The 21,083-nt window shown below is 41.2% G+C and carries 17 protein-coding genes and 1 pseudogene; 16 read left to right on the top strand and 2 right to left on the bottom strand.

Features of this window, described 5'->3' with window-relative positions; all coding sequences use genetic code 11:
• From ACFYU8_RS18770 to ACFYU8_RS18725, 10 genes are all read left to right on the top strand, one after another.
• Window positions 1-2,617 (top strand): cadherin-like beta sandwich domain-containing protein (locus tag ACFYU8_RS18770; RefSeq protein WP_391365906.1); only part of this gene is annotated, 2,617 nt, incomplete at its 5' end.
• A gap of 579 nt (window positions 2,618-3,196) precedes the next feature.
• Window positions 3,197-5,617 (top strand): S-layer homology domain-containing protein, encoded by a 2,421-nt coding sequence (locus ACFYU8_RS18765; protein ID WP_390301649.1) that lies wholly within the window; start codon window positions 3,197-3,199, stop codon window positions 5,615-5,617.
• Window positions 5,618-5,706: 89 nt separating this feature from the next.
• Window positions 5,707-5,931 (top strand): hypothetical protein, encoded by a 225-nt coding sequence (locus tag ACFYU8_RS18760; protein ID WP_390301652.1) that lies wholly within the window; start codon window positions 5,707-5,709, stop codon window positions 5,929-5,931.
• A 207-nt stretch (window positions 5,932-6,138) separates the two neighbouring features.
• Window positions 6,139-6,792, top strand: a complete 654-nt coding sequence (locus ACFYU8_RS18755) for a hypothetical protein (RefSeq protein ID WP_390301655.1) — start codon at window positions 6,139-6,141, stop codon at window positions 6,790-6,792.
• 216 nt (window positions 6,793-7,008) lie between these two features.
• Window positions 7,009-8,247, top strand: coding sequence for an LCP family protein (locus tag ACFYU8_RS18750; protein ID WP_390301658.1), 1,239 nt, complete (start codon window positions 7,009-7,011; stop codon window positions 8,245-8,247).
• A 331-nt stretch (window positions 8,248-8,578) separates the two neighbouring features.
• The gene (locus ACFYU8_RS18745) at window positions 8,579-10,264 is read left to right on the top strand and encodes a serine/threonine-protein kinase (protein WP_390301661.1); all 1,686 of its coding nucleotides are present in this window, start codon (window positions 8,579-8,581) and stop codon (window positions 10,262-10,264) included.
• A gap of 153 nt (window positions 10,265-10,417) precedes the next feature.
• On the top strand, window positions 10,418-10,954 hold the full coding sequence (locus ACFYU8_RS18740) for a hypothetical protein (protein ID WP_390301664.1): 537 nt from the start codon (window positions 10,418-10,420) through the stop codon (window positions 10,952-10,954).
• An 18-nt stretch (window positions 10,955-10,972) separates the two neighbouring features.
• Window positions 10,973-11,806 carry a hypothetical protein gene (locus tag ACFYU8_RS18735; protein WP_390301667.1) on the top strand — a complete coding sequence of 278 codons (834 nt, stop codon included), beginning with the start codon at window positions 10,973-10,975 and terminating at the stop codon, window positions 11,804-11,806.
• Window positions 11,807-12,153: 347 nt separating this feature from the next.
• The gene (locus ACFYU8_RS18730) at window positions 12,154-12,288 is read left to right on the top strand and encodes a hypothetical protein (protein WP_390301670.1); all 135 of its coding nucleotides are present in this window, start codon (window positions 12,154-12,156) and stop codon (window positions 12,286-12,288) included.
• Window positions 12,289-13,135: 847 nt separating this feature from the next.
• Complete coding sequence (locus ACFYU8_RS18725) at window positions 13,136-13,306, top strand: hypothetical protein (protein ID WP_390301673.1); 171 nt, start codon at window positions 13,136-13,138, stop codon at window positions 13,304-13,306.
• A gap of 369 nt (window positions 13,307-13,675) precedes the next feature.
• Here ACFYU8_RS18725 and ACFYU8_RS18720 read toward each other — a convergent pair whose 3' ends face one another.
• Window positions 13,676-13,879: a helix-turn-helix transcriptional regulator gene (locus tag ACFYU8_RS18720; RefSeq protein ID WP_390301676.1), complete on the bottom strand. Its 204-nt coding sequence runs from the start codon at window positions 13,877-13,879 to the stop codon at window positions 13,676-13,678.
• A 252-nt stretch (window positions 13,880-14,131) separates the two neighbouring features.
• Between ACFYU8_RS18720 and ACFYU8_RS18715 the strand changes: the two genes are divergently transcribed.
• From ACFYU8_RS18715 to ACFYU8_RS18705, 3 genes are all read left to right on the top strand, one after another.
• Window positions 14,132-15,490 carry a helix-turn-helix domain-containing protein gene (locus tag ACFYU8_RS18715; RefSeq protein ID WP_390301679.1) on the top strand — a complete coding sequence of 453 codons (1,359 nt, stop codon included), beginning with the start codon at window positions 14,132-14,134 and terminating at the stop codon, window positions 15,488-15,490.
• Window positions 15,487-15,621: a hypothetical protein gene (locus tag ACFYU8_RS18710; RefSeq protein WP_390301682.1), complete on the top strand. Its 135-nt coding sequence runs from the start codon at window positions 15,487-15,489 to the stop codon at window positions 15,619-15,621. The genes ACFYU8_RS18715 and ACFYU8_RS18710 overlap by 4 nt, the downstream gene beginning before the upstream one ends.
• A gap of 147 nt (window positions 15,622-15,768) precedes the next feature.
• The gene (locus ACFYU8_RS18705; RefSeq protein ID WP_391365905.1) at window positions 15,769-16,059 is read left to right on the top strand and encodes an aspartyl-phosphate phosphatase Spo0E family protein; all 291 of its coding nucleotides are present in this window, start codon (window positions 15,769-15,771) and stop codon (window positions 16,057-16,059) included.
• A gap of 539 nt (window positions 16,060-16,598) precedes the next feature.
• On the opposite strand, the gene ACFYU8_RS18700 is transcribed toward ACFYU8_RS18705, so the two are convergent.
• A complete protein-coding gene (locus tag ACFYU8_RS18700; protein ID WP_391365908.1) occupies window positions 16,599-16,811 on the bottom strand; it encodes a hypothetical protein in 213 nt (70 codons plus the stop codon).
• A gap of 86 nt (window positions 16,812-16,897) precedes the next feature.
• Here ACFYU8_RS18700 and ACFYU8_RS18695 point away from each other — a divergent pair, with 86 nt between their 5' ends.
• The 3 genes and pseudogenes from ACFYU8_RS18695 (at window position 16,898) to ACFYU8_RS18685 (ending at window position 19,954) form a co-directional block, all read left to right on the top strand.
• The gene (locus tag ACFYU8_RS18695) at window positions 16,898-17,482 is read left to right on the top strand and encodes a hypothetical protein (protein WP_390301688.1); all 585 of its coding nucleotides are present in this window, start codon (window positions 16,898-16,900) and stop codon (window positions 17,480-17,482) included.
• A gap of 75 nt (window positions 17,483-17,557) precedes the next feature.
• A complete protein-coding gene (locus ACFYU8_RS18690) occupies window positions 17,558-18,352 on the top strand; it encodes a hypothetical protein (protein WP_390301691.1) in 795 nt (264 codons plus the stop codon).
• A 117-nt stretch (window positions 18,353-18,469) separates the two neighbouring features.
• Window positions 18,470-19,954, top strand: a pseudogene (locus ACFYU8_RS18685) (amidase family protein).
• The last annotated feature ends 1,129 nt before the right edge of the window (window positions 19,955-21,083 follow it).

Genomic DNA, 21,083 nt, shown 5'->3' with positions numbered 1-21,083 from the left:
CGTGACCAATGCCACTGCCTCTGTCAATGTTTCGGCAGCTGCTGCAGATCACATGGCCAAGGTGACGATTAATGGGAACGAGGCAAAAAGTGCGGTCAATGTTCCGCTGCAGGTCGGGAAAAACACCGTGACTGTCATCGTCACATCGGAAGATGGATCTGCTTCCCGTACGTATACGATTACGGTAACGCGTGAGGAAGCTAGTTTTGGTACGTTCAATGTAAACGCAAGTAATCTTACCCAAACGGGCGGAAAGCTACTCTGGACGAATCTAGGGGCAGGGGTAACCTATACGGTCACCCTAACGCCAAACGACGGCACTTCTTCCATTAGCGGAAACGGCGCCACCATAACTGATTTACGTCCAAGCACCGATTACCAAGTAACCGTTACTGCCTCGAAAACGGGATATGCCGACAAACAGGCAACTACCACCTTTAAGACGCTTGCTGCTGTCTCTGGTGTGAAGAAACCATCGGTGAAACAGGTTCGCATGGTGGATGCAAGTACGGTGTTGTTTACGGTTGAATCGATCGATGGGGACACCGTGAAAGTGAACGGGGTAACGAAAGCGAAAGAGGGGACAAGTACCCTGTTTGATGTTTCCGTTCCGGCAGGAACCGGTTCTCAAACGTTTACTGTAACTGCTTTACGTGGCCAAGAAGAAAGTGATCCGGTTACCGTTACGATCGATACAACGGATTTAGCCACCAAAATCGTCGATGTCAACACGATTAAGCTGGAGAACCAACAAGCAGCAGCCAAGGTTTCGTGGGGAGCTGTTCCGGGTGTTTCCCGCTACCGTGTCGATCTTCTCAAGGTAGGATCGGATACGCCTGTTACCCTGACGGTAGCCAGCACCTCGACATTGGCGAACATCACCTACGGTGAATATGATGTCACCATTTATACGGAGTACAAAGGCAATTGGGGAATGGGTGTCACGAAGCGCCTGACATTTGCCCCACCAACACCGACCGAGCAAAATCCTACGGATTTTCAAGCGGTAGATGGCCCGATGCCGGGTAGCAAAGTGTTAAGCTGGAAAGGTACCACAGGGATTCAAGCCATTGAACTGAAGCAAAACGGAGAGTTGAAAGACTCGCAGAGCACCCGTTTCCTGAAGGTGACGTTCTACAATCTCCCAAACGGCACCTATGATGTCTTTATTGCTGGGAAGTCCGTCGGCTCCTTCACGGTGACAACCGGAAAAGAGCCAGGAACACCCGGCAATGGAGGAAATACGGAGACACCAGCCAATCTGGTGGTCACAGATGGCTCGCTGCCGGGAAGTAAAAACCTGGCATGGACAGGAACCACGAAGATTGTGAAAGTCGAGCTGAAGCAAAACGGGGAAACCAAGCACGCACAAGATACCCGCTTCACAAAGGCCACCTTCTACAATCTAACGAACGGCGATTATGACGTTTTCGTTGCCAATACGCACTTGGGTACGTTGACCGTTTCCAATGCCAAAGACCCGAGCAATCCGGGTGAAGGAGCCCCCGGACAAACACCGAAAAATCTGCAAGTGACAGATGGAACGGTAAAAGGCAGTAAAGTGGTGAAGTGGGAAGGCACGACGGAAGTCGTCACGGTTGAGCTCAAGAAGGGCGACGAGTTGAAAGCATCTGAACGGACCCGCTTCCTGTCCGCGACGTTCTACAATTTGGAAAATGGCACCTATGATGTATACGTAAGCGGCGTGAAATTAGGTTCTTTTGACGTAACCGGGAATACACCTGGCGGTGGGGACGGCGGCAAGCAACCGGAGGTTCCTACCAACCTAGAAGTAAAAGACGGCGTGAGCAGTTCCAAAATCGTTTCCTGGCAAGGGACAACCACCATGGTAACGGTGGAACTGAAACAAGAAGGCGTAACCAAAGCACAAGAGACGACGCGCTTTACGAATGTAACGTTTACGAATCTGGCTGCCGGCACATACGATGTCTATGTGGCTGGTACGAACTTGGGTACATTCACGGTGACCACGACAACCGAACCGACGCAGCCAACAGCGGAACCAACCAATCTGGCGGTGAAGGACGGAAGTATCCCAGGGACGAAGACCCTTTCATGGCAAGGTACCAATACGCTTGTGGCGGTAGAGCTGAAGCAAGAGGGTGTCATTAAGGCGAATCAATCGACCCGCTTCACAAGTGTAACATTCTCCAATCTGGCTGCCGGCACCTATGAGGTATTCATTGCAGGCAAACAGATGGGAACATTAACCGTGGAGAGCACAACTGTACCTGGACAACCTGTAATCGAGTACAACCCTGTCTTGACGGTAGCCGCGAATCCCAACTACAAAACCCTGACATGGCAAGGAACAACAGGACTAGTGAATGTAGAATTGAAAGAAGGAGAGCAGGTTGTGAAAACGACCAGCACCCGCTTCACGAATGTATCCCTGTTCCAGCTGCCGGATAAAGTATATGGGTTCTTCCTCAACGGAAAATTTGCAGGGTATGTGAGTATCCAAACGCAATTTGTTACGCCAGACAATGTGGGCGTGACGCTGAAGAACGGGAAGTTTACTGTAACGGCAACACAGCAGCCATTTACAGGGGATGTGAATACACTCACGGTGTTCACTCCTCCAACAACTCCATAACTATAAGAAAAAGATCAGGGTATTACCCTGATCTTTTTCTTATACAATAGACACTTTTCGAGATATGATAGAGGTGGTGATGACAAATGTTGGATCAAAATCAACTAACCTTAACCCAATCTATTCAAAACATCCATGAAATATAAAAAGGTAGTATTGGTTTCCTAAAGATGGTAGGTTATAATACTTATAACAAAATATTGAGCGGCAATGAGGGAGATCCCCCATGGTCAACACTTCTAAAGGAGTGTGCCATGAGGGATCTTTTTTTGTCGTTAAGAGGGGATGGTTTTTTTGAAAGAACATAAACCAGTGGAAATGAGGAACGTACGGATTCCTGTCGGAACAGACATATCCTTTCGTGAAAGGCGTGGGGACAAGCTATATGTAGGTAAAGTGGTTAGTGCCTTCGCTCGACATGTACTTGTTGAGTATGCATTGAGAGACTCCCGAGATTCTTACATCAAAGAAAGCTTCCTGAAGACGGAACTTTTACATAACTTGAACTCAGAATATGAGTTTTTAGAAATCAGGCAACCAATTGGTGCCACAGCATAAATCAAGAAGGAGCGATAACAATTGAATCGTTTTGTGACTGGATTGGTTCTAACTTCGTTAATAACTTCGTCGTTTTTACTATCTAATACTAAATTACCTACTGCTTACGCAACAAACGTAGAAAACAGTGCACCCTACGATGTAACAGTACAAGATGGCACGATACCAAAAACGAAAATTGTTTCATGGAAAGGAACAACTGGTATTGTTCAGGTAGAAATAAAAAATGGGGAAAAGTCCGTTTATAAAACAAGTACCCGCTTCTTAAGTGTGACCTTATCGAAACAAGCTTCACCTGGTACCTATGATGTCTATTTAAACAACCAGAAGTCAGCATCTTTTACGGTATCGGCTTCCTCAACAGGCCAAGATACTCCACCCCCATCAAACAATAATGGTTCAAGTCCTGGCGAAAGCGGGGGACAAGCTACTGAATTAAAAGTATCGGATGGGCCGAATAAAACTAAAATGGTCGAATGGACGGGAACTACGGGTATCGTCCCTGTTGAAGTTAAAACTGCAGAAAAAACCGTGTACAAAAGTGAGACTAGATTTACAAAAATCTATTTAAGTAACCTTTCCGCTGGTAACTACGATGTCTATGTATCCGGATCTAAGATTGGATCTTTTACGATTGAGGTTCCAGTAGCACCACCACCCCCGACTATCACTGATTACACCGTATCAGATGGACCGATAAAAGGGAGTAAAATCATAAGTTGGAAAGGAACCACAGGTAGGGTCGATGTAGAAGTTAAACAAGCTGAAAAGAGTATTTATAAAGGAAGTACTTTATCTTCAAAGTTCACTTTATCAAAGGTTCCAGCTGGTACTTATGATGTTTATATTGCGAATGTTAAATCGGGGACAGTCCAAATGGAGGAATCGGCCGGTAGCGGTACTCCAACCACCGGGGGCAATACATCATCTGGTAAAGCAAGTAATATCGTTATTGTGAAAAAGGACGATAACTCTGTACGTGTGAATTGGAGCGGGACAAAAGGTAAAATTCTAATCGAACTCCATGATTCAGATGGGACGATGGTAACTGAAAAAAATACGAGTGACCACAGTATCGTCTTGAAAGATTTAGATGAAGACGAAGAATACAAACTTATTATTAATGGTCAATCGGCAGGGACATTTGTTATTGAAGATTTGTCAGATAATCCATATGATTTAACTCTAACAAAGATCAATAACAACGGCATTAGATTAAGCTGGAAGAATAGTGTGGGGTTTGTAGAAGTCGAATTGAAGGTAGGGACTAAAATATTTGACGCAGACCGGACAGATCGTAAATCCAGTACCTTTTTAAACCTAGATCCAGATGAGAAATATAAGGTATACATCGATGGCGATTACGTTCAATCTTTTGAGATTTCAAATCTGGATGAGGCAAACAAAAATAAGGATATCAAAAACCTCCGCATTAAAACGGATGAGAAGGATGGAACGATAGAAGTATCATGGAAAGGAACGACCGGTACTAAAGATGTCTCTATTAAAAATGGGAAATCGACAGTGAGTTCTAAGCGTACAGATGAGCGAGAAGTAGTATTCTATCGTATTCCTTTGAATCAGGAATACAAAATTTTCATTGATGGTAAGTATGCTGACTCATTTCGTTTCGGAGAGGTAAAAGGTGAGGCAACTGATATTATTGTAACCACAGGCAGTTCACCAACCATTTCTTGGACCGGTACCTCTGGTGACGTAAAAGTGGAGCTTAAGCAAAAAGGGAATACTTCCTACTCTAAATCGACTAACGGAACAAATATAACATTTAGTCACTTAACACCAGGTTCTTACGACGTGTTTATTGATGGACAAGATGTTAAAAAGAAACTGTCTGTATCTAAGGCAGACTCAAGCACACCAGCGAGTACAAATACTAGTCGTCCAAGTAACACTTTCACCCAGGGATTTAAAGACGTTCCTTCTTCTCACTGGGCGAATGTGGCCATACAAAATCTTACGAATCGGGGGATCATTAAGGGGTTTGCAAACGGTACCTTTCAGCCCTCTAATGACGTGACGAGAGAACAATTTGTTACGATGCTTGTTCAAAGTAAATCCTTCGCAGTTGGTGGGAACTACTCTCCATTTGCGGACCTACCGAAAGATCGTTGGTCCACGTCATATGTGGTGGCTGCCATTGAGGCAGGAATAGTATTACCGGATGAATATGGGGCTTACTTTGCTCCTGAGAAACCAGTCACGCGTGAAGAAATGGCGATCATGCTTGCACGTGCAGAAGGGTTGAGTCCGGATACTACCTCATCTCCGTTTATTGATGCAGCTTCCATATCTCAAATAGGACTTGTCCAATCAACTGTTAAAGCAGGGTTAATTAAAGGATTTCCTGACAATACCTTTAGACCAAAAGGAAAACTGACTCGAGCAGAGGCAGCCTACGTAATTAATCTCCTGGTAAAGTAATTGGGAAGGTAAGAAAGTAAAAATTCTTATAGAATGCAAAAATGATAATGATTTTTGGACCTGTTGGATGAAAAAGTGGAAAGGAAGTATTGGCATTGATCATAAATCCTGAGATTAAAATCCCAAATTTTATATTGTTAAGAATAATTGATGGCAAAGGCCCGATTCATAAAGTTACGATCTGCAAGAATACTCTCATAGTGCTTGCGGAAGAAATACTAAAAGAGTTTCCTGAAGAATGGTCCCCACAAAATTTTTACGATTTGTTAGATGAAGGAAAAAGATTCTTTGCAAATAGAAATGATGATAACTAAGGAATAAACAGCCCAATAGAACAATTGAGAAGTGGGTTAATGATAACCTGCTTCTCATACGATTCATTAATCGGCATAAGAATACGAAAAGCAAAAGCAAATCTCATCTGGACAACAAGGTGCCACATGATATCTACAGTGATTCAAAATTTGAATAAATTTATACAATGAATCAGGATATTGAATATATTGAAGGGAGTGTTAAAAATGCTCAGAAAGACTGTCTCTTTTTTCATGATAGGTAGCCTTTTAACGTTTCTAAGCTTTACAACGATTGTAGAGGCAAAAGGTGGAGGAGGGGCTCGTTCAACTTCTGGGTTCAGTTCATCCCGTACAACGTCCTCTCCCAGTATTTCTAAACCGTCTGTAGCCTCTCCGTCTAAAGTACCATCTAGTACAAGCAGTGGTACAAATAGTAATGTCCCTAAACAAGTAGCTCCCTCAACAAATAATAAGTCATCTGAGCGTAGTACGAAGCCTTCTGTATCTTCAAATAACTCGAATCAATCTTCAGGTAAAAAGGAAACGAGTACAGAAAGACGTGTATATAATTCTAATGGCTCTTATGCTAACTATCTTTTGACAGGAGCCGGTATTTATCTGATCCTCAATGGATTCGACGAAACAGGTGAACCAATTTATGAAGATGCTGAGACAGGTGAAGAGATAAGTAAATCCGATTTGGATAGTGTGGGGGTTCAAGTGGTAGAACAACTACCAGAAGATTTCACCGCGGAGCACAGCGAGTTACCGATGGTTCAACCTCAAATAGACTCGGTTATATATCTAATAATTCCCGTGGTAGGTTTTTGTCTCGTACTATTTGCTGGTTTACTTATTATTACACGAATAAGAAGATAGATTACTCTACTTCTCAAATGGATAAATATTTAATATACTAGTAATATAAACAAATTGTTGTTAGGGAGAACCCCGACACTTATCCGACTAGGATAGGTGTCTTTTTTTTACCCTCAAATAAGAATTATATGGAGGATCAAGAATGAAGAAACTAAATAAACAAAGAACGCGAAAGTTCTTTTTGATTCAATTAGAGAAAGAAGAGACAGATTGCTAATGAAGAGTCGTATCTTATTAATTCTAGTATCTGCTGCTTTACTCATTGGAGGATTAATTTGGTGGAAGATTGATTCGAGCTTAACCGAAATAGCTAAAGTGGACAATTCAAACCTGGAGGAAGTGATATCAGAAAGAAATATAACCGAGTATCTTCAAGAGGAAGAGTTAACCAATATCCAAAGCAACGATAATCTTCAGACAATACAGCGCGAACTAACAAAGGAAGAAATGAATCTGATAGCATTGATATTGCAAAATCAAGACAATATGAGCAACCACCAAATCCTTTCTGTGATAAACCAAATTATAGATAGACCCACCGAAGAATTTTCAAAACAGTTGCCGGCTTCAGAAAATCCGGATTTATCTATTATGGAACGAGATCCAGCTCCTGAGATACCTTCAACACTCAATCTTCAAGAATCTAAACCTATTTCATTTGTCATCGTAGGAAAAGATACACGTAAAAAGGGTGGGAGTCTTAATACTGATGTAATTATTGTTCTTGTTGTTGATCCAGGAAAACAGTCTGTCACACTTGTTTCATTACCACGAGACTTGCGTGTGAATATTCCAGGATATTCCAAGCCGGCGAAGATAAATTCGGCTTATGCAAAAGGAGAAATAGCACGAATTAAAGCATCAAAAGCAAAAAAGAATTCAGATGTATCAGGCCCGCTTCTCTTAAAAAAGACAGTTGAAGGGGTATTGGGAATCCCGATTGATTATTACGTCTCTATCGATTTCGAAGGGTTCATAAAGACTATAGATACATTAGGTGGAATACAGGTCAACGTCGATCGTCGAATGTTATATCATGATCCAACTGATGGAACATCTATTGATTTGCATCCGGGTATTCAAGTCTTAAGCGGTCGAAAAGCTTTAGACTTTGTTCGCCATAGGCATGACGATCGCGGACCCAAAAATTATTCCAGTGACTTTCATAGGAATGAGCGTCAGCAGCAAGTATTAAAAGCGATTGCCCAAAAAGTAGGAACAGGAAGTGGTGTGGTACAGGTATTCTCCCTCTTAGACGTGGCTGGCGGGCATATAAGGACTGATATCCCTAAAGATGTCCTCGAATCACTTATTATTAGCTTTATCCGATTTAATCCAGAAAACGTTATTATCCTCCCTACGAACGCATATTGGGATAGGAAGAGCTCATTTACAATAATTCCTCAAGATCAATTATTACTAGTTAAAGAACGTTTACAGAGAGATATGAATTAAACATATATATTTCTTAATCTGAGAGGGGGCATTATATGAGTTTCTTTTTTCAAGAGATATTACTTATCATCGTCAGTCTTATAGGACTCACAGTTACGATTGTATATATAATAAGCAATTAGAGTCTTAACCCAGTCAAATCAAGGGTACATGATTAACTGGGCTTTTTTGTTTCCAAGACGATTTATCAGAATGAATATAAAAGCTCTAACGTTCTGTCTCGATTTTTGCATATGCGCTGAACACAATAACATACAGTTATCATAATTTGCCAATTACCCGTAAAGATACTAGTATAAATAGAAGAGAATGTTATTTTAGGAGCGTTGTAATGGGACAATTACTAACGGGTAGTGCAATTAATAGTTTAGCATCTCTCATAGCCAGATCATTTTCAAACGAAGAGTTCAACCATATCCTAATCAAATTCAACTCAGATTACGACATTTCGTATTACATTGCTATTGGAATGAGCACAGAAATGACTGGAGGCTTTTACCTAAATGATATAAATGAGGGAACTACTATTCCGGATTCTTTTTGTAATCTTATGAGCTATATGATCATTTCAACTCCACCTGAAATACAGAAACAATTAATAGATATCTTATTGAGTGAAAGAGGATTTGAATACAGAAATGGAATCCTCACATGGGAAGATAAAACCAGATGGGAAACAAGATATCCTGGAACTCCCTTTCAAGAAGGGGGGTATGGTCAAGTATACTCCGTTATTGATCAACCGTTAGTTGTCAAAGTCCTTCGGAAAGACTCAGCTGCTAATGATCGCCGCAGGTTCATAAGGGAAATTAAAATCCTTCTGGAGCTCGCAGATTGTGAGAATGTAATTGAAATTGTAGATTATAGTATCGAAGCAGATCTGCCCTGGTTCGTTATGCCAAAGGCAACAATGAACCTTGCAACTTATGTGGAGGAAAATGGGCCATTAACAGAGGAGGAATGTTATAGGATTACAATAGAAGTACTTAATGCCTTGAAGGTTGCTCATGACAAAGATATCATCCACCGGGATCTTGCCGCTTCAAACATACTATTATTTATTAATGATGATGGTACTTATCGTGTACTTGTGGCTGATTTTAGCTTAGGACGTGATTTTACTCGGGTTATGTCAAAGCAGTTGACACGCAGTGACTCTCGTTTCTTGGGGCAAGATGCATTTGTTGATCCAGATCAATTAAATGACCTCAGCACCTCAGGAACCCATTCAGACATTTATGCCATTGGCTCGCTAATGCTTTATATGCTAACAAATAGGGATCCACGCTTGGCTAATTATCAAGGAATTTTTAGTCGTTTCATTAACCGACTTAGAAATAAAAACAAAGCAGCGCGGCCTCAAACGGTTGATCATGTTATTCAAGGTCTAAATGATTGTATGGATCCAGTTAAACAAGTTGTTCACTATCCACTCCAAACAATCGTGAACAATTATCATTCACGAAGAGGAAATGTTAGTGGTAGATTTTTAACTGATGATGAACTGGAGTCCCTGACAAGACACTTAACACGTCGGAAAGAGTTAGTAAAAGGGACGAACATGGGAGGTGTTAATTATACTCAATATTTTAGCCCGATAGTTGAAATTCCAACTACTATGATCATGGAATGGGTTGAAAGGACCGATATAGAAGTTGTTAATGATTTCTTGGATCATTATTGGGAGCAAACCGAGAATATCATCATGCAAACTAATTGGACTTTCAAAAATATGCTCAAAATTTGTTCAGTTATGCGCTGTATATTTTGGGCAACCCAAAATAACGATACGAAAGTTAACATTTTGAAATATCTAGCTATAATAAATGAAAGTGGATACTCTAGTGAAGTAAAATCGACTCTAGAAGGAATCATTAAAGATAAATATGAGGATAGTTATTTGATAGAAGAATTGGGGAGAGTTTTAGGGGAGCATCGTGATACATTAAGGAAAATTTACACTAATATTTCTTCGGAAGTTCATCATATGGCATTTATAGAGAAGTTTGATGGCTAATACGCTTCGCTGACCTTCTTTACAAAATTTCCAAGTTAGACTATTATTAATAAAAATAATAGTCATTGTAAGGGAGAACCCCTACAGTACCCATTCAATTGGGTAGTTGTAGGGGTTTTATTTTTTGCCTGACACCAGTTTTGGAGGGAGCGAATGACTATCAAACTCTTATCTGAAAATGAAGTAAGCACCATTGAATTATCAATACCGAACTCATTGTTAGAATCTATCGCAAAGCATGGAGAGCCGGAGCAAGTCATCCATGAATTACTGAACCGAACATTCAAACAGGATAATGAGCTCAACTTTAGCTCAGAAACAAATGGAATAAGACACCAATCGATACGCTTTTGGGACAAGCGGGAGAATCGTGTAAGGATTGCCCAAAACATTGATTATCGAATGAAGAAGGTATCGTACAAAGCGGGAAATCATGTCAAATATAGATCTTTCGATGAAATTGAATTAATTCGTCCAACGCCTTACCTGGATGCAAAAGGAAGGAACATAAATGAGGGGGACTTTCTTCAATTCCGAGGTGAACTATTCGTCGTGATTTTGATTGATATGGTTTATCACGTAGTCTCTAAAGAAACAAATCAACCTCTCTGTTATTTAAAGGAGGTGAGTGACAAAGCTGAAGTAATTGGGAATACCTATCAAGAACGCTTGCGTCGAAATAGAAAGTAAAACAAGGAGGAAGGGTTTATGATTCAGAAAGCAATAGGGGTAATCAGGAGGAAGTACCCGACAATTCTCCTGAAGACTGTAAGTCCATTAGTTTCTGGTTTGTTCTATATAATCATTTTATCGCTTTTGTTGATAGCTTTTTCGACTATTAGTAAAGTCTTCATGGGAATCTTCTTTCTATATGGTATAGGGGTACTACTTACGTTGTCGTCTATGTTCAGCTTTTATCATTCGATCGAATCTAAGAGACGTTGGGGCGATATTATAGCCGGTGCTTTGAAAGGCTGGAGATTCATATATAGTTTTACTAAGTATAAGCGAGCGATGAGAGCAATTGCAGTATTATTGATCGTGGATTCAATCGTTCTGCCTGCTGTCACGTTATTTCAAGGGAACCAATTGCCAATAACTGAACAATTTATACTGACGATACCTTACTTCCCGCTCTTAGACTTACTCACTTTAGTAGAACAAGCGACACTGCTGTTATTAATAGGAGGTATCTTTTGCTATCATTTGATAACAAAAGAACACCAGCTCGTTAAATGGCAAATGACGCAGCTAGTGATTACAGAAGCAAAGCGCTTGCAACTTGATCTACCGATTTCTCATATACCAGGTGGTCCATTTTTAAGAGTGAGCTTATTAGGAGGTTCCCTTCACGAAAGAGTAAACAATGAGATGGATACACAACGGAAAATAGAAATGACAAACTTCTTAGTGTTCATTCGAGACAATGCAGTAATCTTATCGCAAACATCCTTACACCCTGAACCAAAGCATCCAAGTCTTTTTGAATATTGGCTGGCTCAAGCAGGGAAGTCGGATCTACACACTGTTCATTGTGAATAGGAAATGAAATGGGTATCATGGGAAAAAGTTGCCTTGATTGTAAATAAAGTGCCCAACAATATCCTGGCTTCTTTCTTATCCGACATGTGATGACTACTCCCTATGGACCTGCTATATTCGTATGCCGCTGCAGGTGTAGTGCTTCTATTTCTAGGATGGTTTGTTAGCTCGTTTGATCGTGAAGTTCAAAAAATTGTTTGTAAAACTCAAGTCATAAATACTAAGAGAATTCTATATTTAAAGACACCAAGAAGGATACTGTCCTGAGAAGTACAGCGTATATAGGTGTTTCCTGTTTGAGTTTGTGCTAAATCTGGTTGGTAAATTGAAATGGCTGGAGGTTATCAATGGATAATGACTTACTTCTTGTAGCTCTGATAGCCGTTAACCTTGCTTTTTTTATGTCTGCTAGAATTACTGCTAAAGATGGGAAAATCATTCGTCTGGGTGTTAGGGATATTCCTCGGGGCAATTGGGATTAACACACTGCTCAATAAGAAAAGGAGCGATTTTTGTGAAAGGTGTAAGGTACGAGTGGTATTTTATTGCCTTTATTTTAGTAGTTCCTGTTTCAGTGAAAGCTTTAGGGTACGAGAGGTATTATATTGCTTTTATTTTAATGGCTGCTTTTCTGTGTTTAACCGTATGGTTGTATATTCACGCATTCTGTTCTCTTCGTGATAGTCTTCGAAAATTGATTAAAGTCATTAGGGATATGTAGCGATTTAACACAATGTAGTGTAATGCTCAATATGTAAAGGTGGGTGCAATATGAAAAGAGCTATATATCAGATCGATCGATCTTTAGTCGCATTAGGATTAAGCAATTTGGTAATACTTGCAGTGTTTGTGGCCACGGTAATTGCTATATTGCTATTTATTTATCCAGGCATTGTCATTGGTGTTGTATTAGTATCCGCATTTGTATTTAGTTTATATCTATTAGTGCACAAATTTATTGATTTGATAAGAACTAAAGATAGATAAATTTAGGGAATGTCTAGGGCGATCCGTACCAATTAACACGATGCTCATTATGAAAAGCTGGTGTTCATCCTGATCTTTGATTGGTTAATTAATAATGGGTTTGTTCCGGATGACCATACCGATGTTACGGTTATCAGAGGTACAACGCAAGGAGGGGAGAAAGCGTCTAAAGAAAGGCAGTTGCTTCGTGACGGTTGGACCTCGAACTACATGCGTTTACCGTAAAGACAATGGGCGAATAGTAGAAGGTCAGAATTTTGATACAAAAGATATTGATGCCACAGCAGAACGGATCGGACAGATGAGTTAACAATTTGCTCACAGAGATAAGGAGCGATGTTTTTGTTAAGTCGCAATAAGTTAATTGATTGGCTGCTGTCTCATTATGACGAAGAAGAGTCACCCCCGGAAGTTGTTAGGTTGGTCAAAAATCTATTGATTGAACTGGAATTTGGCGTGTTTGATTATGAAGATGATGAAGAACATCATGACAATGCGTATGAATGCTCGTGAGTATGGTGACGCGCTTGGGGGGCTGGGGTTTAAACCTTCCTTATAAGAGTAATCATGTTGACAGTTGTTAAATTGACGGAAACAAAAAATCTTTAAGTAAGGGTGTCTGCGCAGACCCTTATTTTTTTTCTTATTTGCACCGGAAAAAATGCCAACTGCAACTCGAGAGAAGAAGGAACTACCCTTAGTGAATCATCAATCGATCTGAAAGCCGGTGAGCTGCGATAGCCAGGATGGATCAAGCATGTATCAGGAGCTACACGTGCATACAGTGCCAATAGCCAGCACCCATTCATGGATCCGGAATGCAGGTGATTGCTGACAACAAATATATTGCTGGTGTGCCGGTATCTCTTAGTTGAATCGATCTTATGTCGGTTGCCGCCTGTCTTTCCATTCGTCGATTTCACGAGGATCAATGTCTAGGACTTCACAAATATGCAAAGCAATCGTGACGGTCGGTATTGTAATACCATATTCTATGTTCTGAAAGTGCTTCAACGATACGTTTATAGTCCGGGCTATTTTTTCCTGGGATAATTTCTTTTGTGTTCTCGCTTCTTTAAGTTTCAAATCTGGGTAGCTCTCCTTAATCCGTTTACTCCTATGTTATACTGTTAGCGAATTTTTAAACATCCACGATACTTGTTGCACGATACTTGTTGCATGATACTTGTTGCATTAAAATACACGTAGTATACTTACCGTAATTGCCAAGTATTAACATTTTATGCTTGCGACTGGATTTTGCTTTTTACTAACTGAAAGACGAGTGAAATACTGGGCATAAATGACCCGTATTGGGAATTAAAGGGGTGTATATGTATGAGGCTGCAAGAGACGTTGGAAAGGTCGTTGCGGTCAGAGATCGAGAGACATCAAAAGCAAAACGGCTATACTCTCAGGAAACTTAGTGATTTGTCAGGGATTAACCATGGACACCTAAGTGATATTTTGCGGAGTAAACGCTCTATTACGATAGGTCAGCTAGACTCATTGGGTAAGGCCTTTGGAAAGTCTTCTGGTTGGCTTTATGAATTGTATACAGAAGAGTGTTTTCCGAAAGAAAGGGTATCGCGGCCGCGAGTAATCCCGTACCTGATCCAATGTGCAGAAATTGGCTTGTACGATTGTATTCAAAAGGTAGTTTCCAAGTTACTCGATGATAGGAGAAATTTGGATATCCTCTTTTCAGTAGCAGAGCAGATTTTTGAAAGTGGGAAACGAAAAGAGTCTATTTTTTTCTATAAGCTTGTGATCGAAAATGAAAAGGACAGTCATTCCGACCGTTTTGCTATCAGTCAATACCGATTGTTCCGAGCTTCGCAAGGGGCAAATACTGAAGAAAACTGGGAGGCACTTATTAGGTTTGAACGATATCGCAACCGGCTACCGGAAAATCACCAATTAGACGGACTACTACAGTTGTCCAATGTATGTTTTGTAATGCAACGATGGAGCCAAATGGAAAGCTATGCGGACGAATTACGCTCTCTCGCTATTAAGGTTTATAACAATGAGTTACGTACACTGAAAAGTGGCAAGACATGTGAGCCTGTAAAAACGGAACGTAGTTTAGTTGTTTACTATGGCCAAGGGTTTCTCTTAAAAGGAGTCGCCTTACAAATGCAAGGATTGTATAGGGAAGCGAGAGAGTATATTAAGGGCTATGCTGATCTTGCATGGTTTGAACTCCTGGATGAAGTGGGATTAAAAGAGGTTGAAAAGTTTAGAATCTGGGCAAAAGCCAATTTATACACCTCTAGTTTGCTAATGGGGGAAACTGGTATTTTACCAGATTACCTGGAGTTCTTATCAAAAAATCCAACAGAAGTACCAGCTGGACTTTTGACAATCTCGGAAGCAGCTAGCAAATATGACATTGATATTGACGATATATTAACTCAGTTTAGCGTAGAAATAGACCGTCTCTCTGAATGTAAAGATTCAGTTAATATTGGCAGACATTACAATATAAGGTATTATAAAGTCGAGTATGAATTGAAGAAAGGGCGCATAAACAATGCGCTCGAAGACATTTTGTATTGCTTGGATTTAGCAGATCAAATGAATAATCAACAAGCATTTAAACAAAGTGCAGCATTGTTTTGGGCACACCGTCAGCACGCATCGGAACATCATGAACGCATCTATCAAGAAATAGTTGGGAGGTCCACGGAATGAAGCTGAAAATGTTATCCTTATCATTTATGTTAGTATTTGGACTTTGCATCGGTATTGGAAGCATTGAAACATCATCTACTACCATGAGTCAGGCAGTAGTACAGTCAAACACTCATGGAGTGGGCGGTTAAACAGTCTAAAGACAAAAGCCAGTACCTACAACAGGTATTGGCTTTTAATATTTCCTTATTTTTTCAGGGACGAGTTTTTGGGAGAGTCTAGTATAGTAAAAAATGTCCTCGAAATACATAAAAAGGAAGAGGTGATAGACTGTAGCAGTGAACAATTTGGACTGTCTGGAATGGGCTATACCACTTGTTAGCCAAGTAAGTGACAAGTACTTTATTGAAAGGGAGAAAATAGTCACTAACGAGAAATGCATGATCTGGATGAAAAAAGATCAGTACAGTGAGGCGGATTTAGCTAAAAAAATAGAAGAGCTGCGAGGACAATTGGTAGTACTTGCTGGAGAAAAAGGTTTTGGCAATGAGGAAGTTATACAGTTGAGCCAGCACCTGGACAAGTACATTGTTCAGGTTCAAAACAAGATGAATACGAAGACTATGTGAGATTCAAATAAAAACACCCGGATAATTGCTAACTAGTGAAATTGCACAATAAATGGTATATAATACCAATACAAAGCTTTTTTAGGAAAGGATGTAACGAAATGATTAAAAAAGCTACGTTTGTCCTCGTGGGCATCGGTGCGCTGCTACTTGTCGGAAATAGCGCATCGGCAAAAATCACAGAGTATGAATCTTATGTCACTATCCAAAGTTCGACAAAAGATGACTACACAGTGAAGTATTACGCTACAACGCTTAACGATAACCCGAAAGCAAAACTGTCGACGCAATCGACTTTGTACAAAGGTGATAAAGCCGTAGACGACGCGAAAGGGTCTGTAAGAGCATCAAGCACCTATACGGATGATCATGGAATCAAGGTCAGATACAGAATCGAAACGGATCATTTTGAGATTGTAGGCAGCACTCAGCCCGACGGCAAATACTCGGAGGATACAGTCTTGTACAATCCGATTGATTGGACATTCGCCAAGTTGAGCGAGGAAGAGGAGCAAGAAGAAGCGAAAGCGCTCAACAATCTACTGGCCCAACGAGCTACGCAGATCGCTGCTGATACTGGCGTGGACTTGGATGGATACACTCCAATCAATAAGGGCGAGGTTTTTGAAATCGACGCAGACCTGTACCAAGAGGTTAGAGCGCTGACTAATGTCGAAGTAGGCGATTATAAGCCTCAAATCCATTTGCACGAGTCCGGCGAAAGTCTGTACATACTGAGACAGTACGCCGATGGATCGAACACTGCTATAGAGTTCGTACTGGAAAATGGAAAGTGGGAGAAGAAATAAAAACGTTCTACGTAAAGGGAGTGATAGAAGTGAAAAAATTGGTTAGCTCTACCGTTGCAATATTGTTTGTACTCGCTACCTTAGTACCTACTTCATTGGCATACACAAAACCGTCTGGAAATGTTTGCGGTAAAGATGACAAAACTCCAGGCCGTTCAAGTACAAGTCAAATTTCTTACTACAAGATTCCACACGAAGTTGAATATAAACCGGATAATTCTGAAAAATCCAAAGTTTCTCCTTTGGCACTTGACTCTTGGGTATACAGTAGTGAGACTAAAGCATGCGGTCAACCATTTCCCGTTGAGGAATATGAAAATAAGCACCCAGCACCTTTTACTTACACATTCACAGCAAAAGCAACAAAATCAACCACTTACAACGCGAGTGTGACTGCATCGTTTCAAGCTGCGTTTAATGCAACAATGGGTTACCAAGCGACAAATACGGTTGAAAGAGCTTCTCAATTTGCCGTTACGGTTCCGACCGGTACAACAGTATATTTAAAGGCGTCACCCTCTCTGACTGTTATAAAAGGTACATGGAAATACTTAACGGGTTCACAAAAAATAGATGTGTACTATCCTACCCACTTGAAATGGATAACTGAATAGTTAATAAAGATGGGGACTCTGATGAGTCCCCATCTTTACCATTACTTTATTTACTTGAAAAGGAGACAGGGATATATGAGAAAAATGTACATATACATTGTTGGATTACTTTTAGGGATATTACTAGCTTCTTGTACTACCGCTACTGATGATAAGGTTTTCTACATGGTGAAAAATGAGGCGAGTTACGAATCATATTGGACAAAAGGTTCTCAAAACCTGTTCATAGCAAACTTAGCATTCAATCATTCCCCTGCCCTCGAATTTGATAAAAGTAAAATTGAATCCATCGAGTTATTACCCAGTACAGACTTAGTTAAAATTGATAAATTTTTCATAGAGGAAAATCCTCCTCAAAATAACTTAAATCAAAAGGCTTTGTTTGTTCATATGTTAACACAAAAAGAAGGGACTCATGTCTTCACCCAAATTGCTTTTAATACGAAAAACGAAAGAGTAGTTTTAGATTTAGGTAAAGCAAATATAAACATTCAAAAGGGAGTGTTTTCAGGTATATCTGCACTCTCCAATAACATAGGAGTATTTTCGAAAGGGACACCATTAGAAATTGCACCGAGAAATGAAAATAAATATCCAGTTATGATAAAGGGGATTAAATTAAATAATCCATATGTAGCATATAGCGAGGAAGATGTAAAAATAGTTATAAACAATCAAGAAGTTCCGATACCTAAAGCAGGTTACCAGTTAAAACCAAAGGAACAGATCAAACTAGTAGTTAATTGGAAGATAAATTACCCCCCAAACCAAATAGTTAATATTGATTTAAGACCACTACTAATAAGCGAAAGGCAAGGGATGGTAGAATACTCCGATATACCAAATATGATATTTAGAAATGACTTTTAATAAAGCCGATCATTAGGCTAACTGGCAGTTTAGTTTTAATCGTTCTCTACAGGTCATTGCTTGTTTTATTTTGATATTTTTATAAGCAGAACATTGCAAAAAGGAGAGTCTCTCTGAATGGCCAGAACACTAAATGATAGTTTAATAGAGGCAGACATCGTTTCGTTGCAGTTGGCGATGGAATCAGGCTATTTATCGTCAGCAGCTTGCGTTAGCTGGTATTTGGAACGAATCGAACGGCTCAACGCGAAGCTGAAAGCGGTGCTGGAAGTCAACCCGGACGCGATAGCGGTCGCGGAGAGACTTGACTCGGAGCGAAGGGAACACGGGGCTCGCGGACCGCTTCACGGCACCCCGATCTTGCTCAAGGACAATATTGATACAGGTGACCGCATGCATACTAGTGCCGGTTCGGTTGCTCTTGCTGAACATTTCGCTCCAAAGGATTCGGCCGTGGCCGCGCAATAAAGGTGTTCCGGATGTGTATTCCTTGGTAAGGCAAACATGACGGAATGGGCTAACTTCATGTCGGGCACGATGTGGGCGGGGTATAGCTCCAGGGGCGGTCTGACGCTTAATCCTTATGGGCCCGGCGAGTTGTTTGTAGGCGGCTCGAGTTCGGGCTCTGGCGCGGCGGTTGCCGCGAATCTGTTTGCCGCCGCCATTGGCACAGAAACTTCGGGTTCGATCATCAGCCCGTCCTCACAAAACGGCATCGTCGGTATAAAACCGACTATCGGGCTCGTCAGTCGTACAGGAATCATTCCGATTACACGTAGCCAAGATTCGGCCGGTCCGATGACGCGTACGGTCAGCGACGCCGTGATCTTACTTGGGGCCATGACAGCGCAAGATCCGGAAGATGCGGCTATGCTAGAGAATAGACGAATAGCGTATACGGAGTATACGTCTTTCTTGGACGCGAACGGTTTGCAAGGCGCGAGAATTGGCGTTCCGCGATATTATTATCGAGGATTGGACAAAGCCCGGGCGGTGATTATCGAGCGGGCGATCACCTTGTGCAAGGAACGCGGGGCGATCGTCGTAGACCCGGTATCGTTGCCGTGCGAGAGCGCGAAGTGGGACTGGGACGTGATGCGGTTCGAATTCAAAAAAGGACTGAACGACTATTTCGCCAAAGCTGGCCCCGGCGCATTCGTTCGGTCGTTAGATGAACTCATAGCCTATAACGAAGCGAATCGCGACGTCGCACTTAAATATGGACAAGACACGCTGATCTGGTCGAATGGAACAAGTGACACATTGTCTGAACAGGTGTACGCCAAGAGTTTGCGCCTTAACCATGAGTTATCCCGTGACCAAGGCATCGACCACGTAATACGCGAACATCGGCTGGACGCGCTGCTGTTCCTAGGCAACGAGGAAGGGATTGATTTGTCCGCGCGTGCGGGGTATCCTGCCATTACCGTGCCGGGCGGGTACGCAGAGACAGGAATCATCGCCGAAGGCGGCTATACGACCAAAGGGCCGCAGGGAATCACTTTCGTCGGAACCGCCTACAGCGAGCCTTCGCTTTTCCGTCTCGCTTACGCCTACGAACAAGCAAGCCAATACCGTTTTGCGCCGACAGATCCGGTTTAGTCTCCAATTCCGTCCGTTAAGGAAAGGAAGTCCTTCGTCAAGCCGAAGAACGACATCAGGCTGAACTTGAACATATCGTCGAAAAGAAAGGTGTTGAAAAAGAGCGCGAGCTATTGCATCTTCGAACCGAATTTCAGGACATGCTCCAGAAATCAAACGAAGAATCCTCGGCTAAGATTCAATCTCTTTATGAACGGCCGAGCAGATCAGAAAGGAACATGAGGACGAATGGATAAGACGTAACCCTTTACGTTTTTAGCTTTTTGTCCTATACTAAAACTACAAATGAATAACAAAATAATGTACGGGATAGCCCCTGCATTTACCCAAATTGGGTAGGTGTAGGGGTTTTTTTATTTTATATAGTGGGATCGCAATATCCACTATCATCAAATCCTACAAATATCCATATATCACAAAATAATGAAACCTCGCTAACAGACATATTAGTTGTTTTGTGAGGTACTCATTTTCAATTTCGATTCTTTTTCAGTCTCAGTACTTTACTAGGTCTGTCCGTTCGTTGGTCTGTCGTCTTCATTGCATGTTTAGCAGCTACTTACTTTATGTGTTTCTTCTTATCTACCCGAGCAGCTCCAACATCCACACGCGCGCGACCGACCCCCACCCCACCAATCCTAATCAAGTCGCTAAATATCAGGTGTGTTGCTCATATCCTAATTTAGTTACTAAAGAGCAGAGGAGTAGCAAAATGAAAAGCAATCAAAACATAGCAGCTACGAAAAGAATGAACCCGACCCACACCTGATCACAAAAGATGTCCGTTAGCGAGGTCTACATTACAATGAGAATAGTAGACAAAGATATTTACTACTCTAAACACTACCAATTTTTTCGAACAAGAAGGGGATGTTTGAATGGAGCTGCATAATTTTGAATTGCGGTATCAATTAGAATTCGCGTTCGGAGTAATCGTTCTCGTATCAGGTATAAGTTGGGCAATTCTTCTTAGCAAGTCTAACCCTATGGACCTCTTTACTTATTCCTGTGTAGTGATCATCTTGGGGCTCTCGATCATGGGTGTATCCTATTATGAAGGTTCGACGAATTATCATTTTAACCATGGTAAAAAGGTAGAGGAAATAATTCCCGTCCAATGGTGAAAAGG

This window comes from Brevibacillus sp. NPDC003359 (assembly GCF_042878995.1).
In the GTDB taxonomy this organism is placed as follows: domain Bacteria; phylum Bacillota; class Bacilli; order Brevibacillales; family Brevibacillaceae; genus Brevibacillus.
This window is presented reverse-complemented; position numbering and strand designations above follow the sequence as displayed.